Source organism: Staphylococcus lloydii, from assembly GCF_015775975.1.
GTDB classification, from domain to species: Bacteria; Bacillota; Bacilli; order Staphylococcales; family Staphylococcaceae; genus Staphylococcus; species Staphylococcus lloydii.
The window spans coordinates 826,530-842,087 of sequence record NZ_CP064056.1 but is presented as its reverse complement, the minus strand read 5'-3'; the positions used below and the strand labels follow the sequence as shown (position 1 = coordinate 842,087).

Annotated in this window: 16 protein-coding genes; 4 read left to right on the top strand and 12 right to left on the bottom strand. The window is 31.6% G+C overall.

Translation table 11 applies throughout. The annotated features are described in order from the left end of the window. Window positions 1–32: 32 nt before the first annotated feature. Window positions 33–695 (bottom strand): deoxyribose-phosphate aldolase, encoded by a 663-nt coding sequence (gene deoC, locus ISP08_RS03940; protein WP_048792811.1) that lies wholly within the window; start codon window positions 693–695, stop codon window positions 33–35. A gap of 233 nt (window positions 696–928) precedes the next feature. Between deoC and deoD the strand changes: the two genes are divergently transcribed. Beyond that, the gene (gene deoD, locus ISP08_RS03935) at window positions 929–1,639 is read left to right on the top strand and encodes a purine-nucleoside phosphorylase (protein ID WP_048792810.1); all 711 of its coding nucleotides are present in this window, start codon (window positions 929–931) and stop codon (window positions 1,637–1,639) included. 42 nt (window positions 1,640–1,681) lie between these two features. Here the strand turns inward: deoD and ISP08_RS03930 are convergent, their stop codons facing one another. The 7 genes from ISP08_RS03930 to ISP08_RS03900 all read right to left on the bottom strand — a co-directional run bounded on the left by ISP08_RS03930 (window position 1,682) and on the right by ISP08_RS03900 (window position 7,695). Then, window positions 1,682–2,128: a Dps family protein gene (locus ISP08_RS03930; protein WP_195719555.1), complete on the bottom strand. Its 447-nt coding sequence runs from the start codon at window positions 2,126–2,128 to the stop codon at window positions 1,682–1,684. Between the two features lie 384 nt (window positions 2,129–2,512). Continuing rightward, complete coding sequence (locus ISP08_RS03925; protein WP_048792808.1) at window positions 2,513–2,896, bottom strand: thiol-disulfide oxidoreductase DCC family protein; 384 nt, start codon at window positions 2,894–2,896, stop codon at window positions 2,513–2,515. Window positions 2,897–3,069: 173 nt separating this feature from the next. Then, window positions 3,070–4,440, bottom strand: a complete 1,371-nt coding sequence (locus ISP08_RS03920) for an EVE domain-containing protein (RefSeq protein WP_195719556.1) — start codon at window positions 4,438–4,440, stop codon at window positions 3,070–3,072. Between the two features lie 120 nt (window positions 4,441–4,560). Beyond that, complete coding sequence (locus ISP08_RS03915; RefSeq protein ID WP_195719557.1) at window positions 4,561–4,794, bottom strand: hypothetical protein; 234 nt, start codon at window positions 4,792–4,794, stop codon at window positions 4,561–4,563. 23 nt (window positions 4,795–4,817) lie between these two features. Then, a complete protein-coding gene (locus tag ISP08_RS03910) occupies window positions 4,818–5,756 on the bottom strand; it encodes a type I phosphomannose isomerase catalytic subunit (protein WP_048792805.1) in 939 nt (312 codons plus the stop codon). Between the two features lie 425 nt (window positions 5,757–6,181). After that, window positions 6,182–6,892 carry a FadR/GntR family transcriptional regulator gene (locus tag ISP08_RS03905; RefSeq protein ID WP_195719558.1) on the bottom strand — a complete coding sequence of 237 codons (711 nt, stop codon included), beginning with the start codon at window positions 6,890–6,892 and terminating at the stop codon, window positions 6,182–6,184. 149 nt (window positions 6,893–7,041) lie between these two features. After that, window positions 7,042–7,695, bottom strand: coding sequence for an SDR family oxidoreductase (locus ISP08_RS03900; protein WP_195719559.1), 654 nt, complete (start codon window positions 7,693–7,695; stop codon window positions 7,042–7,044). A 146-nt stretch (window positions 7,696–7,841) separates the two neighbouring features. Between ISP08_RS03900 and ISP08_RS03895 the strand changes: the two genes are divergently transcribed. Both ISP08_RS03895 and czrB read left to right on the top strand, forming a co-directional pair. Next, entirely contained in the window at window positions 7,842–8,144 is a 303-nt protein-coding gene (locus ISP08_RS03895) for an ArsR/SmtB family transcription factor (protein WP_195719560.1), read from the top strand. A 21-nt stretch (window positions 8,145–8,165) separates the two neighbouring features. Continuing rightward, window positions 8,166–9,119 (top strand): CDF family zinc efflux transporter CzrB, encoded by a 954-nt coding sequence (czrB, locus tag ISP08_RS03890; protein WP_048792801.1) that lies wholly within the window; start codon window positions 8,166–8,168, stop codon window positions 9,117–9,119. 150 nt (window positions 9,120–9,269) lie between these two features. Here czrB and ISP08_RS03885 read toward each other — a convergent pair whose 3' ends face one another. Beyond that, window positions 9,270–10,001 (bottom strand): metallophosphoesterase family protein, encoded by a 732-nt coding sequence (locus ISP08_RS03885; RefSeq protein ID WP_195719561.1) that lies wholly within the window; start codon window positions 9,999–10,001, stop codon window positions 9,270–9,272. 131 nt (window positions 10,002–10,132) lie between these two features. Between ISP08_RS03885 and ISP08_RS03880 the strand changes: the two genes are divergently transcribed. Continuing rightward, window positions 10,133–11,272, top strand: a complete 1,140-nt coding sequence (locus ISP08_RS03880) for a hypothetical protein (RefSeq protein ID WP_195719562.1) — start codon at window positions 10,133–10,135, stop codon at window positions 11,270–11,272. An 82-nt stretch (window positions 11,273–11,354) separates the two neighbouring features. Here the strand turns inward: ISP08_RS03880 and ISP08_RS03875 are convergent, their stop codons facing one another. The 3 genes from ISP08_RS03875 to glmS form a co-directional block, all read right to left on the bottom strand. Continuing rightward, window positions 11,355–12,209 carry an HAD family hydrolase gene (locus tag ISP08_RS03875; RefSeq protein ID WP_195719563.1) on the bottom strand — a complete coding sequence of 285 codons (855 nt, stop codon included), beginning with the start codon at window positions 12,207–12,209 and terminating at the stop codon, window positions 11,355–11,357. Between the two features lie 17 nt (window positions 12,210–12,226). Continuing rightward, window positions 12,227–13,018: an ABC transporter ATP-binding protein gene (locus tag ISP08_RS03870; protein WP_048792797.1), complete on the bottom strand. Its 792-nt coding sequence runs from the start codon at window positions 13,016–13,018 to the stop codon at window positions 12,227–12,229. Window positions 13,019–13,460: 442 nt separating this feature from the next. Next, window positions 13,461–15,266 carry a glutamine--fructose-6-phosphate transaminase (isomerizing) gene (gene glmS, locus ISP08_RS03865; protein WP_195719564.1) on the bottom strand — a complete coding sequence of 602 codons (1,806 nt, stop codon included), beginning with the start codon at window positions 15,264–15,266 and terminating at the stop codon, window positions 13,461–13,463. Between the last annotated feature and the right edge of the window lie 292 nt (window positions 15,267–15,558).

Here is a 15,558-nt window from a genome sequence, read left to right as displayed (position 1 = left end):
AATAATAATGCTTATTTTATAAATTCCCTTTATTAATAGTCTGAATCACTTTGTAAACCTTGAATAATTTGCACACCGGCACTGGCACCAATACGAGTTGCGCCTGCTTCTAACATGGCATTAAAATCTTCTAAGTTTCGTACGCCACCTGAGGCTTTAACTTCTAAGCTATCACCGACAGTTTGTTTCATTAATTTAACATCTTCTGGAGTCGCTCCACCGCCAGCAAAACCAGTAGAAGTTTTAACGAAATTTGCACCTGCAGCTTGACTTAATTCACATGCTTTAACTTTTTCTTCATCAGTTAATAAACAAGTTTCGATAATAACTTTAACTGTTTTACCATTTGCTGCGCCTACCACGCCTTCAATATCTTTTTGAACTTCTTCAAATCGTCCATCTTTAAGTGCACCAATATTAATCACCATATCGATTTCATCTGCACCATTTTTTATCGCATCTTCTGTTTCATAGATTTTAGTGGCTGTAGTTGTTGCTCCTAAAGGAAAACCTATTACTGTACATACTAATACTTTAGTATCTGCAAGTTGTTGTGAAGCATGATTCACATGAGTGGGATTTATACATACTGATTTAAATTCATATTCACGAGCTTCACTGATGATTTTATCAATTTGTTCTCTTGTAGATTCGGGTTTTAATAATGTGTGGTCTATATATTTTGCATAATTCATATAAAAATCCTCCTAGTGTGTTTATAAAATGAGACCTAATAAAATCAAACTATTATTTGCTTAGTTTAGTTCACTTTAATTTTATAATGTTAAGCCCTTAATAGCTACTAATTTTCATTTTTGGCAAACATTTTATAAATGTTTATTCATATAATATTTTACAAAAAATAGCAAAAAATATAAACAAATGTTATCTTTATTTTAAAGAATGATATTAAAGGAGAAGATTAACTATGACTAAAGGGACACCTCACATTCAACCAAATGGGAAAAAAATCGCTAAAACTGTTTTAATGCCTGGAGATCCACTTCGAGCTAAATATATTGCAGAAAATTTCTTAGAAAATGTAGAACAATTTAACGAAGTACGTAACATGTTTGGTTATACAGGAACATATAAAGGTAAAGAAGTATCAGTAATGGGGTCTGGTATGGGGATTCCAAGTATTGGCATTTATTCGTATGAACTTTATAACTTTTTTGACGTAGAAACAATTATTCGTATCGGATCATGCGGCGCTTTACAAAATGATGTTAACCTTTATGATATTATTATTGCTCAAGGTGCCTCTACAAACTCAAGTTATGTAGAGCAATACAATATTCCTGGCCACTTTGCTCCATTAGCTGACTTTGATTTAATGTTAAAAGCAAAGCAACAAGCTGACGCTTTAGGCGCGACAAGTCATGTAGGGAATATACTTTCATCAGATACATTTTATAATGCTGACAGTACTTTCAATGATCAATGGCAACGTATGGGTATTTTAGGTATTGAAATGGAATCAGCCGCTTTATATTTAAATGCAACTTACGCTAATAAAAAAGCATTAGGTATCTTTACTGTAAGTGACCACATCTTAAAAGATGAAGCGACAACAGCTGAAGAGAGACAAAATTCATTTACACAAATGATGGAAATCGCTTTAGAAATTGCTGAATAAATAAAAAAGCAACCGTTTATACGGTTGCTTTTTTTATATTAATTATTGACCTAAATATGATTTTAACATCCAGTTATGTTTTTCGATGTTTGTTTGCATACCGATAAACATATCTTCAGTAACATCATCTTCTGCATTTGAAGCAACTTCAATTGCTTCATCTAATTGTTTTGCAACGTTTGTAAAGTCTTGAGATAATTCTTCGACCATTTCTTCAGCTTTATAACCTTTACCAGCCTCTTCAATAATAGAAATATCTAAACTTTCTTTTAATGTAGCAACTGGGTTGCCGCCTACCGCTAAAATACGTTCAGCTAAATCATCAACATATTGGCTAGCTTCATCGTATAACTCTTCAAATTTTGTGTGTAATGAGAAGAAGTTTGGTCCTTTAACGTACCAATGGAAATTGTGTAATTTTGTAAATGCTACCGTCCAGTTAGCAACTTGTTTATTTAATACTTCTACTACTTGTGTATTGTTTGTCATATTTAATTACTCCTTTATTTGTATATTTTTCTTAAAGCTTTATTGTAATTATTATTATATTATAATAATTCTAATCTGTAAAGGTGTAATAACCATTAAATTATAATTATTACAATCTTCATATCCTGCAACAAATTTATTACAGTCGGCTCTCTCAATCTTCACGATACAGCATAGCGTCTTGTTTTCCAAGTTATAACACAGTTAAATTTCCAGCCATTTTTGCAAAATGAATTACTTTCACTATATCTCTTTTCTCAATTAGCACTGCTAGTACATTATTAAATGTGTTTCGTGAATCTAAAATCTTATTTGTATCTACTACTCAATTTAATGTGATACCACACACCATGATGGCATTATCACTGTTTGTCTTCACTTAAATTAATCTATAAAGAATGATTGTTCATAGTCATCAGGCTTATGCCAATGTGTCTTCCACATGTTATTTCTATTATTTGCAAATAAATTGTAGCCAAAATCACGAATAAATTTAGGGGTAATTCTTATTAACACACCTAGCCATTTAAAATTAGTTAATGACGTAATCAATGTTGCGATGGCATCTGATTTAAATTGCAAATTATCTCCTTCTTGCAATATCACACTATCAAAACGTCTCGCTTCTGGGTATTCTTGCTGTAACTGTTGACCTGTAGAACCTTTTAAAGTGGCAAATTGATAACGCGTAGATAATCCATTTTGAATTAACCAAATAGCAAAGTTATAACAATAAACACAACCTCCGTCATAATAAATGATTGGCATCACTAACACCTCACTTTTCCTTACATATTTATATTATATCCATATATGTGAACTTTAAATCATTTTAATTGCTCATAAAAAGTACAGATCATATAAAAATGACTATATGTACTTGAATGCAAAAATAAGAGGTTGAAACATTATTATTGTTTCAACCTCTTAATATAACTAGATTAATCTTGATTCACTCTAACTATACGCGTATATTTTAAAAATTGTTCCGAATAATGATTTTTTATATCATTCAAGCTTTCATAAGTGATACCAACAATATGCCAATTAGGATTAAAATGATAAAACGAATCTTTTTTACGTGACCATTTAATCATATTGCCATCTTTATTATATCTTGGCATTGTCACTTCATAACCTTCCAGTACATTGATAAACGTCTGAAAAACATCTGGATCTATACGATTAAAATTATCAATCACTAGATAACTTTTATCTTTTCTAGGCATGAGTTCTGTAATAAATCCTTCTCTAAAATACAAGGCACCCGTTTCGTTAGGTAAATATTTGCCGTATAACATATCTTCTGTAAAGTCAGGATGACCTGTTGTAATGACAGGATGCGCATTTGTTTTTTGTAACAAATCTTCGGCGGCTTTCAACCCTGGCTCACCTGGTTCCACAACTAACAAGATAAACGGTTTTAAATCTTCATCTTGTTCTGTAATCATTTGTTCATTACTAACAGATTCAAATTGCGGTTTTAAGCCATTATTTTCACTCATTTCGACAATAGATTCATATTGTGTTTCTGATAAACTGGCAATCGCTTGTTTAGTATTTTCTTGTAAAAAATAAAGGTTTTTTAATTTAGGATGCTTATTTAATGTCGATAATGAGACTGGCGTAATATCTTTTTCGTAATACACTTCAATTGCCGTACTATTTGTTCTTCCTGCGATTGGTGGCTTTTCATGGATATGGCGTGTAATTTCACCTAACCCGATGACTGATTGATCTTGATTCTTATCATAGAAAACTACTTTATCACCTTGTTCAAGTTGTGTATAAAAATGATAACCATTTCTTTTAATACCATTATATGTATGTGTAAATAAAGTATATGTTTCGCCTTCTTCAAAATCTTCTGTTTCAGACACAAAGAAATATCTTGGAACTTTGATTTCGCCTTTACCAAGATTAACGATTAAGTCAAATTCTTCTTTAGTGATTTGATTAAACAATGTTTCTTTCATATTGCTCATTCTGAATTCTAAACGTTCACTACGTTTAAGATAATCAGCAGTTAATGGTTTTAATTGAGCTTTTAGTTCAAAATGTACACGAGTTTTATTTTGTGCACCAGTTTGCACGCTAGTTATCTCACCATAGCCTAATAACCCAGTATCCATTTGTACTTGATAGAAGATAACTTGATCTCCTACTTTAGCCTGCTTAAATGCACGAAAGCCTTGTGATGGATTAAATTGTGCGCCTGATTCAAATAATGTGGTTTGACCTACGAGTGGTTCATTGTGATTCCAACGATTATAGCCACAATTTAACCAAAAATAGCTTGTTTCCTCTGACATTTATGATACTCCTAACTCTGTAAAATTTATATCTTTCCCATTATATTCATATTATGTTGTTCAAACAACCATAAACCTTATTCGGTATTTTTTAATAAAAAATATGACGTTAATGGCACATTAACTATTTAACATCGTAAAAGAACCCAATAGCGGCATAATATTAATTAATACGCCCCCGAGCTTTAACATGCCACTTATTTCTTTATTAGGAATCGTTATTAACGTGCTTATAATACCTAATAAAGCAACTAACATTGGAAAAATTAACGATGGATAGTGTGGTATATGTAAGAACACTCCAGCACCTGAAATCAATCCACATGCTAACGCTACATATAAAAATTTATACATGACAGTCACCTCTCTTGTGATTTTTATAAGTAACTAATAATAATTTCAAATTCGCCTTCAAATACTGTGTCTAAATCATCAGAAGTCAATATAAAATTATTGCCACCTTTAATATCATATATGTCACCGTCGATAATTACTTGACCCTCGCCATGTAAAATGGATACAAGCACAAATTCTCTAGGCTTCATATAATTTAAAGTACCTGATATAACCCATTTCACGATAGTGAAAAAGTCATTCGACACTAGTTTAGTCAATTTATGATTTTCTACCATTTCCGTATCTGGCGTAATATTCATATTTTCATTATATACTTCTATGACATCTGTTGCCTTATCTACTTGCAGTTCTCTATTTTCACCTTCAAGTGGATGGCGCTCATAATCATATAATCTATATGATACATCTGAAGCTTGCATCGTTTCATATGCAATAACACCTTCACCAATAGAGTGAACTGTCCCGGCAGGAATGAAGTAAAACTCTCCAGGTTGTACTTTGATCTTATTAAATAAATTTGTATAATCATGTGCTGCTATTTTACTTTTAGCATCCTCAGTAGAATCAACATTAAGTCCATATATAATTTCTGCATCTTCTTGTGCATCTATAATATACCAACATTCTGATTTACCATATTGCCCATTTTCGTTTTCATAAGCATAAGCATCATCAGGATGAACATGTATAGATAGTGGTTTATTCGCATCTACAATTTTAGTCATGAGTGGAAAATCTTTACTCGGAAAGTCACCAAATAATTCTCTATGATTTGTCCAAACATCATTTAAAGTCTCGCCTTTATATGGCCCGTTTATAATTTCACAATTACCATTTGGATGTGCAGAAATCCCCCATGCTTCTCCGATATTGTGATTAGGTAAATTGTACCCAAATTGTTCTAAGTTGCTACCTCCCCATACCTTTGTATGAAAAACAGGTCGTAAAAATAATGGCATTACTACACCTCCGAGAGTCACTATATTTAATAATTGTCTCAATATAACTTGAATGTTATCCTTTTGCACATTCGAAGTCCAAATTTACAATTAAAAATGACATCTAAATTAATTCTTTAAGTATTATATCAATAGTCAGTACACTTTAGTAGTATAATCTTTATATTCTATAAGTTGTGAAATCGCTTATTATCAACTTTTTGTGTAAATTTAAACTAATAAGTGGTTGATAATATATTGTAGATACTATTATAATAAAACTATAGTTTAAAGCATTAAACTATATCCGTCTTACGTATAAGGTAATTCATGATTAATAATTTGCTATTGGAAAGTGTGATGGCTTTCCAAAACTATAAAATTTGCTAGCCCAAACTTTTTAAAGTTTGGGCTTTTTTATCGTTAATAAAACAATCTAAAAACCATTACAATTCGTTATTCTGCTCATTAAAATTAGCTAAAGTAGTGTCGATGACTGTAGTTAAATGTGTATTCATACATTGCGTTGCTAACTTATCATCTTGCTGTTCTATCGCATTAAATATCTTTTCATGTTCATCTTGAAGTATTTCCATTGTTTTTTGTCTACTATAAATGAAAATTTTACGAGTCTCTTTCATAGAATCTTTCATTAAGTCTGAAATATTATTCATTAAATCTACAAGTAATGAATTATTAGTAGCTTTTGCTATAGTTAAATGAAATTCTAAATCCGCTTCTTCTCCAGAAGTCCCATCAGAAACGGCTTTCCCCATTTCATTTAAATAATGACGCATTATTTTTAAATCCTCATTAGTTCGCAATTTAGCAGCTTTAGCCGCTGTTGCACTTTCAATAATTTGTCTTAATTCTAATAATTCTTTAATTTGGCCTAGCGAATTAAACTTCTCACCTATTTCAAAGAAAGTGGGTTCTTTTTGTTTAACGATCGTACCATACCCTTGCTTTATTTCAATTACACCTATCGTTCTTAGCGCATTTAATGCCTCTCTTATCGATGCTACACTCACACCATATGTTGTAGCTAATTTTTGAATTGATGGTAGCTTGTCTCCAATCTCAAATTCATCTGATTTAATTTGTTCTAATAGTAAATCAGCTACCTGTTCATATATTTTTGAGTTTGAAATTTTCATAAAATACCTCCGCACGTCACAATCATCTTTATAATTAGTTATTATTGTAGTATGTATAAATTCTATTTCTTTTATTTTACATAAAAAAGCGAGTTAATTCATCAATTAATAGAATTAACTCACTAAAATCTCAAATTTTTAAATTATTTTTATTTATAATTTTTTAATGCATCGGTAATTGATTCTTTACCACTTATAATTTGAAATTCTGAATTGTTATATCCTTCTGTCGTTACGATTTCTTTTAAGACTGAAGCCACGTCTTCACGAGGTATAGACCCTCTACCTTCAAAGAATGCTGCTGCTTCAATTTTATTAGTCCCTGCATCGTCTAATAAACCACCGGGATGTACAATAGTGTAATTCACACCAGAATTTTTTAAGTGTTCATCAGCATAATGTTTTGCAATTGTGTATGGTTTAAGATCTCCACTTGGATCAAAAGCTTCTCTACGTGAATCGTAAGTTGAAACCATCACATATTTTTTTACATTACTTGCTTTACTAGCTTCAATTGACTTCACGGCACCATCTAAGTCGACAATTATCGTTTTATCTGGTCCAGTACTGCCACCAGAACCGACTGAAAATACGACATTATCAAAACCTTTAAATTTGTCTGTTAAAGATTCAATACTATCATTTTCAACATCGACTAATATTGCATCTATATCGGCATTTTTTAATTCATCAACTTGCGCTTCTTTCCTTACACCAGCTGTAAAAGATTCATTTGCATCTTTAAGTTGTTGTATTAAAATTCTACCAATGCCACCATTTGCTCCAATAACTAGAGTACTCATATATACATCCTCCTCATGAATTACTTATATACAGAATATACCCCTTGCTCCATTAACAAAACTAATCGGCTCATTATTGACATTGTTAAGCTTTCATATTAATATATGAATAAATGTTCATATATTAATATGAAAGGATAATTAATATGACACATCAATTTCAAGATTTAGAAACAGCAACCGTAGAATCAGTAACAACTTTTTTTAAAGCTTTAAGTGATGGTACTAGGCTACGTATCGTAAACTTACTTGCTCATGAAGACTGTAGTGTAGGTCATATCGCTCATACATTGAATATTAGTCAGTCCAATGTCTCGCATCAATTGCGAATTTTAAAGACAGCTAACTTAGTAAAAGCTCATCGTAATGGGCAGTCTATGATTTATTCAATTGATGACACACATGTTTCTTCAATACTTAATCAATCAATAAATCACGCATCACATTAATTACTAAAGAGGTGTTTTTTCATGACCCATAATCACGATCACGGCCACAACCACGATCATAGTCATGGTCACGTTCATACAAATAATAAAAAAGTATTATTATTTTCATTTATAATCATTGCTGCCTTTATGATAATCGAAATTATTGGCGGTTTTGTAGCTAATAGTTTAGCCTTACTTTCGGATGGCTTACACATGTTTAGTGATGCCGTTTCATTAGGCGTAGCTTTAGTCGCTTTTATTTATGCAGAAAAGCATGCCACTTTAAGTAAGACCTTTGGTTATAAACGTTTTGAAATTTTAGCCGCTTTATTTAATGGGGTTACTTTATTTGTAATAGGTATCATCATAATTATCGAAGCGATACAACGCTTTTTTAAACCAACAGAAGTTCAATCTACAGAAATGTTTGTCATTAGTGTGATAGGTCTACTTATTAATATAGTAGTTGCAATTTTAATGTTTAGTGGCGGCGATACAAAAGAGAATATCAATATGCGTGGCGCTTTTATTCATGTGCTTGGAGATTTACTAGGCTCATTAGGTGCTATTATTGCTGCTATTTTAATATGGACAATGGGTTGGACTATTGCCGATCCCATTGCTAGTATAATTGTTTCTATCTTAATTATTAAAAGTAGCTGGGGTATTACGAAATCATCACTAAATATATTGATGGAGGGTACACCTTCAAATATCAATAGTAAAACTATTATAAATACTATTTTAGAAGAAGATGCTATCTCAGCGGTTCATGATTGCCATATATGGACGATTTCAAATGATTTAAATGCGCTAAGTTGCCACGCTGTTGTCTCTTCTGATATGACAGTTGAAGCCTGCGAACAACTACTTGAAAGAATAGAAGATAAATTATATCATCTCAATGTTAATCACATGACAATACAATTAGAAACAGATAAACATAAACATGAAGAATACACCCTCTGTACTTCAGTACAACACTCACATTAGTAATTAATAAGAGCTAAAATATAGTTCGACGGTAATAGCCAATAATGATGCACAATATAAGCCTAATTTATAAATAATAAGAGAGCTAATCCATAATGATTAGCTCTCTTATTTTGAAAACAGGTGTTTATTTCCCATCCTCTATCTTAATTATATAAATTTATCGAAGATAAGTTGTTTACCAGGGACTTGTTTTTCATCAAAGCCACGTAAAAACTCTTCATTATCATAAGCTACTTTTACACGTTCAATATCAATGCCTTTTTCATCAATTGTTACGATTCCATATACAGCATTAGGACCATTATTCAAACCTACAGAACCTGGATTAAAATATATTTTTTCTTTATCATCAAATAAATGCACTGTATGGTTATGTCCAAATAGAATCAAATCTGCATTTTTGTCTTCAAATAAAGATTGCATGTTAGCTTCTGTTGCAGTTTCTATTGGGCTAAAAGGTTGTAAATCAATTGTATCATCAAGTTTATCATTAGGAATTTCATAATGGATAACTAACACTTTTTTGCCACAAATAGTTTGCTCTATTACACGTGGCAAGTTATTTAATTTATCATAATAATCTTCATCTAAATGCTGTTGTATCCACTGATGGTGTTCATAAAATTTACCTTTTAAGTCTTCAGGATATGGTGTGCCGTTGACAAGTGCCATAATCGCCTCGTCGTGATTACCAGAAATGATTTCCATATCGTCACGGTCAAAAATATCATCTAAAACTTTATTTGTTTCATGACCGACGCCTATGTTGTCTCCTAAATTATAAATCTTGTCGATATCACCTCTACGATCAATATCATCTAATACTGTTTCAAGCGCATCGTAATTGCCATGTACATCTGTAATAACTGCAAATTTCATGATGATATCTCCTTTCAATGAAATGTCATTAGCACATTTTAACATTTTATAGCGTATTTGTTACCTATTAATTTTAAAATTATAATTTTTTTGATATTGTATTAATATCATCAAAAAGGAGTGCTTAAAATTTGTTTAAATATCATAAACTAGCAATACAAAACTTAAAGCCACAAAATGCAAAGACATTACTGTTTACAATTGTTGGTTTCATTATTGTAATGGCATTAGCTTACGTTGCCATCTTACCTGTACAACCTGCATTGTATAAATTCGCAATGGCTCAAGCTATGCAACAACCTGTTGGTTCGGCTATAATGATGCTCATATTGGCTATATTAGTACCAATCATAGTATATCTATTTGTCGTTTATCCATTAGCTTCAGGTGTGATTTTCACTATAGATAAGGCGATATCACAAGATAAAATTAAATTCAGTAATATATTTTCTACATTCACTAAAGGGAAATACTTAAAATCAGTACTTATGGCATTAATTACTTTAGTATTTTTCATAGTATTAATGGCATTAAATTTATTTATAGGTAAATTATTAAATTTCCTAATTTTAAAAGGCTTTGGTGCTATTCAAAACTCAATTAGTAGTTCATCACATGCTTTAGGAATTTCATTAACGATACAAATCGTTGCAGCAACACTAGTTGTATTTATTCTATCTCTACTTTATTGGTTCTTTGTAATCTTGATTGTTAATTACACACTATCATTTACAAGAGATCCAAAAGCTGGTGTATGGCAATCAGTAAAACAAGGATTTAGAAAAATTAAAAACGGCCATAAAACATGGTTTAAATTTTACATTGGCATTTTACTATTAAACTTAATCGTTATCTTATTGGCCAATCCAGTAAGTCAACTTGTTAATATCTTTACTGGTAACATGTCTCAAAACGTAGCAACTGTAATCGTTTATGCAATTTCTATCATCGTAGTAATTATTAGATTAGTTATTTATTACATTAACTTATTAGCAATTATTCAATATCATCACGTTAATGGTGAAAAAATTGAGTCTTCTAAAAAAGACAAAGTGAATAACAAAAAATCTAATGCATTTTCTGCTACTGCAGATAATGTGAAAGAAAAAGCAAATGATACTCAATCTAAAGTTAAAGAGCAATCTAATAATGCTCAATCAAATGTAACTGATCAAGCTAAAGATAAGTTTAATGACGCTTCTGACAATGTTACAAATAAAGCTTCAGATAAAGCATCTGACTTAAAAGATAACTTTAATAAAAAAGATTAATTTAAAAACCTGCAAAGTATTTACTTTGCAGGTTTTTTGTATGCCATAATTTAACTTTTGTGTCGCCTTTCACAGCTACATATTAGATTAAAAATTTATCTTGCAAATATAATGCTGCACCATCTTCTTCATTAGTTAAAGACGTTACTTCTTGAGCGAGCGCCTGAATTTCTGGACGTGCGTTTTTCATTGCAACTGTATAATGACCAAAAGCAAACATTGCTCTATCATTATCACTATCTCCTATCACTAATGTTTCATGTTGCTGTATACCAAAATGTTCAATCATTTCTTTAATACCGGTTCCTTTATCGACATTATATGCCATTGTTTCTGCATTATAGCGAGAAGAATTTGAAACGGTAATTTGTAATTCATCTTGATCTTCAACGAGCTGTGCTCTAAGCTGCGTAATCGCATCGTAATCAGTAGCAAATAAGTATATTTTTGAAAAACTATTAAAATCAATATTAGACACCCAATTCACTTTGTGTTCTAATGCATCTTTTCTTGAAGACCATTCGCTCTCACCAACATTACCAGGTGGCACGTCTCCTTGAAGCATTGCCGTAGTCCATTCACGATCTTCTTTTAAAATAGCACGTTGTGCTTCAAAAGGAAAAACTTCATAATATATATGTTGTTCTTGTGCACGTCTGACGATTTCATTAACACTATTTAGCGATAAACTATGTTGGAAAATAATTTCATCATGCACTACCCCTAATGTACCATTAGAGCTAATAATACCGTCGACCTCAAAATTATTCGGCACAAGATATTTTATTTCATCGTGTGATCTTCCAGTCGCTAAAAATACTTTATAACCCGCTTCCCTTAAGGTACTAATGATTGACGCACTTTGTTCACTCACTAAGTTATTTTTATGTAAAATTGTACCATCCATATCTAAAAATATTGCTTTAACATCGTTCATATTTTGGTTTCCTCCAACTATTTAATTAGTTCATTCATAAATAATGCGTATCGATTGTTTTGATAAGCCACTTTCACTTGCTTATTAAAGAATTCAGACAACATGTCACTCGTTAATATTGTATCAATAGGTCCACTTTCATAACATTGCCCATCTTTTAATAAAAAGCCATAATCTATATTCTGAGTAATTTCTTCTACAAAATGTGTCACGTAAATAACCGCTAATTCGGGATTATCGGCATACATTTGTTCTAATGACTGTAATACTTCTTCTCGAGATATAAAATCTAGGCCAGATGCAGGTTCATCTAATATTAACAATTTAGGTTTGTCCATTAAAGCTCTAGCTATAAGTACACGTTGTCTTTCTCCAGTAGATAAATACCCATAATATTGATTTTCAAATTGACTCATATTCAATTGTTTTAATAAATTTTTAGCCGTTTTGCGTTGTTCTTCTGTAACTTGTTGGAAGACTCCTATAGATTTAAAAGCGCCACTAATAACTACATCTAATACAACTTCACCATCTTGAAATCGATTCATCAAACTATTTGATACAAAACCTATTTGATGTCTCACATTATCTGCAGAATATCCTTTTTTACCTGGTTGCATCCCAAACAAAGAAAGTTGTCCAGAAGTGTTCGGTTCATAAGCATTCAAGATATTTAATAAAGTCGTTTTACCTGCCCCATTTAATCCATAGAGCATCCAACGTTCACCCTCATTAATTTGCCAATTAATATCTTTTAAAATTGTTTTACCTTGTTTTTTGCGCGCTACATGACTTAATTCTATTAACACCTTTATTCCACCTTTATATAGTCTTTCTATAAACTACAACTTTGTTGTCATATTTAATTATTTAAACTCACCATACATGACAAATATTTAAATTCAAAAACTTATGCTTCTTTCAAAACAAGCATGTTCATTATAATTCGTGGAATTGCTTCACTTAATTTTACTTATTAAAGAAACATCGAATAAAGACAATCTTTGTTTATAAATATATTTAAATTTTTAGTTTGAATATAATATAAAATCGAAAATTTTAGTTTCCTTTAATATTTTAATTTTAGCATTAATTTCGAGCAGAAAAAAAGTGCATTTTATAATATCCAATTTTTTTATACTTATTTATCAAACCATAACTCAAAACAATTGATAATAGTGAGCATCTTATTTACATATAAACAAAGGCTGAGACGTATCATATGATACGTCTCAGCCTTTAACTATTTAATTATTCAACTGTAACTGATTTTGCTAAGTTACGTGGTTTATCTACGTCTAAGTCTCTATGCAATGCTGCATAATAAGAGATAAGTTGTAATGCTACAACAGATACTAATGGCGTTAATAATTCATGAACAGGTGGAATCACGTAAGTATCACCATCTTTATTTAAGCCATCCATAGAAATGATACAAGGGTTAGCTCCACGTGCCACAACTTCTTTAACATTACCACGGATTGATAAGTTAACATTTGCTTGAGTTGCTAATGCTACAACAGGTGTACCCTCTTCGATAAGCGCAATAGTACCGTGTTTTAATTCACCGCCAGCAAATCCTTCTGCTTGAATGTATGAAATTTCTTTAAGTTTTAAAGCACCTTCTAAACTTACATTGTAGTCGATTGTACGACCAATAAAGAATGCATTGCGTGTAGTTCTTAAGAAATCTGTAGCAATTTGTTCCATTACGTCAGCGTCGTCAACAACCGCTTCAATCGCTGTCGTAACTTTAGCTAATTCACGTAATAAATCTACATCAGTCGTAATGCCATGCTCTTTAGCTACAATTTGCGATAAGATTGATAACACTGCGATTTGTGCAGTATATGCTTTAGTAGATGCCACTGCAATTTCTGGACCAGCATGAAGTAACAATGTATGGTTTGCTTCACGAGATAAAGTAGATCCAGGTACGTTTGTAATTGTTAGAGACTTATGACCTAACTTATTAGTTTCTACTAGTACAGCACGGCTATCTGCTGTTTCACCTGATTGTGAAATATAGATGAATAATGGTTTTTTAGATAGTAATGGCATGTTATAAACGAATTCTGATGCTACATGTACTTCTGTAGGTACGCCTGCCCATTTTTCGATAAATTCTTTACCCACTAAACCTGCGTGGTAACTAGTACCAGCCGCAATAATATAAATACGATCCGCTTCAGAAACGTCTTTAACGATTTCCTTATCAACTTTTAAATCGCCATTGTCATCTTGATATTCTTGGATAATACGACGCATAACTGCTGGTTGTTCATGTATTTCTTTTAACATGTAATGGTCATAGACACCTTTTTCAGCATCAGATGCATCGATTTGTGCCGTATATGCATCTCTTTCTTGTACATTACCGTCAGTATCTTTAATCGTTACACTATCACGTTTCACGATAACAATTTCATGGTCGTGAATTTCTTTATATTGATTAGTAACTGAGATCATAGCTAAGGCATCAGAAGCGATGACATTAAAGTTATCTCCTACTCCAATGAGTAATGGTGATTTATTTTTAGCAACATAGATCGTATCTTTATCGTGACTATCAATTAATCCTAAAGCATAAGAACCTTCTAATAATGACACAACTTTACTAAATGCTTCTTCAGTTGCCAATCCTTCGTTTGAAAAATGTTCAACTAATTGCACAATAATTTCTGTGTCAGTATCTGATAAAAATGTCACATCTGATAAGTATTCATTACGTAATTCTTCATAGTTTTCGATTACACCGTTATGTACTAATGTAAAACGTTTAGTACTTGATTGGTGAGGGTGTGAATTCTCATGGTTTGGTACGCCGTGAGTTGCCCAACGTGTATGTCCTATACCTACGTTACCATCTGTATCTTCGCTGTCCGCAACTTTTCTTAATTCAGCAATACGACCTTTTTCTTTAAATACTGTAGTACCTTCATCATTTACTACTGCAACACCTGCAGAATCATAACCACGGTACTCTAATTTTTCTAAACCTTCTAATAATAATTCTTTAGCATTGTCATAACCAATATATCCTACTATTCCGCACATTTTAAAATTTCCTCCTAATGTTGTAAGCACTTGATATCCTGTATTATTAAAGAAAAACATACGTAAATAAAGCTTATTTGACGTAGTAATCGTTAAAAAAGCACAGAAATATCCCTTTGTACATAATAATTTTTTTATAAATATCGAAGGCTAACTTATTAACTTTGTGCACTAGGTTACCCTAATGTTTTACTTAATAAGATGTCGGATGAGCCACATCCGGGATAGCATCCGCCGAATAATCGATAACTATCCTCCTCGTCTACAAGTTTCAATTTATCGTCTGTTAAAA

Excerpts from the sequence above, each read along its gene's own strand:
- ISP08_RS03885 (WP_195719561.1), bottom strand. The coding sequence starts at position 10,001 with ATGAAATTTGCAGTTATTACAGATGTACATGGCAATTACGATGCGCTT.
- czrB (WP_048792801.1), top strand. The coding sequence starts at position 8,166 with ATGACCCATAATCACGATCACGGCCACAACCACGATCATAGTCATGGT.
- ISP08_RS03895 (WP_195719560.1), top strand. The coding sequence starts at position 7,842 with ATGACACATCAATTTCAAGATTTAGAAACAGCAACCGTAGAATCAGTA.
- ISP08_RS03925 (WP_048792808.1), bottom strand. The coding sequence starts at position 2,896 with ATGCCAATCATTTATTATGACGGAGGTTGTGTTTATTGTTATAACTTT.
- ISP08_RS03900 (WP_195719559.1), bottom strand. The coding sequence starts at position 7,695 with ATGAGTACTCTAGTTATTGGAGCAAATGGTGGCATTGGTAGAATTTTA.
- glmS (WP_195719564.1), bottom strand. The coding sequence starts at position 15,266 with ATGTGCGGAATAGTAGGATATATTGGTTATGACAATGCTAAAGAATTA.
- ISP08_RS03920 (WP_195719556.1), bottom strand. The coding sequence starts at position 4,440 with ATGTCAGAGGAAACAAGCTATTTTTGGTTAAATTGTGGCTATAATCGT.
- ISP08_RS03930 (WP_195719555.1), bottom strand. The coding sequence starts at position 2,128 with ATGACAAACAATACACAAGTAGTAGAAGTATTAAATAAACAAGTTGCT.
- ISP08_RS03905 (WP_195719558.1), bottom strand. The coding sequence starts at position 6,892 with ATGAAAATTTCAAACTCAAAAATATATGAACAGGTAGCTGATTTACTA.
- ISP08_RS03910 (WP_048792805.1), bottom strand. The coding sequence starts at position 5,756 with ATGCCATTATTTTTACGACCTGTTTTTCATACAAAGGTATGGGGAGGT.
- deoD (WP_048792810.1), top strand. The coding sequence starts at position 929 with ATGACTAAAGGGACACCTCACATTCAACCAAATGGGAAAAAAATCGCT.
- ISP08_RS03915 (WP_195719557.1), bottom strand. The coding sequence starts at position 4,794 with ATGTATAAATTTTTATATGTAGCGTTAGCATGTGGATTGATTTCAGGT.
- deoC (WP_048792811.1), bottom strand. The coding sequence starts at position 695 with ATGAATTATGCAAAATATATAGACCACACATTATTAAAACCCGAATCT.
- ISP08_RS03875 (WP_195719563.1), bottom strand. The coding sequence starts at position 12,209 with ATGAACGATGTTAAAGCAATATTTTTAGATATGGATGGTACAATTTTA.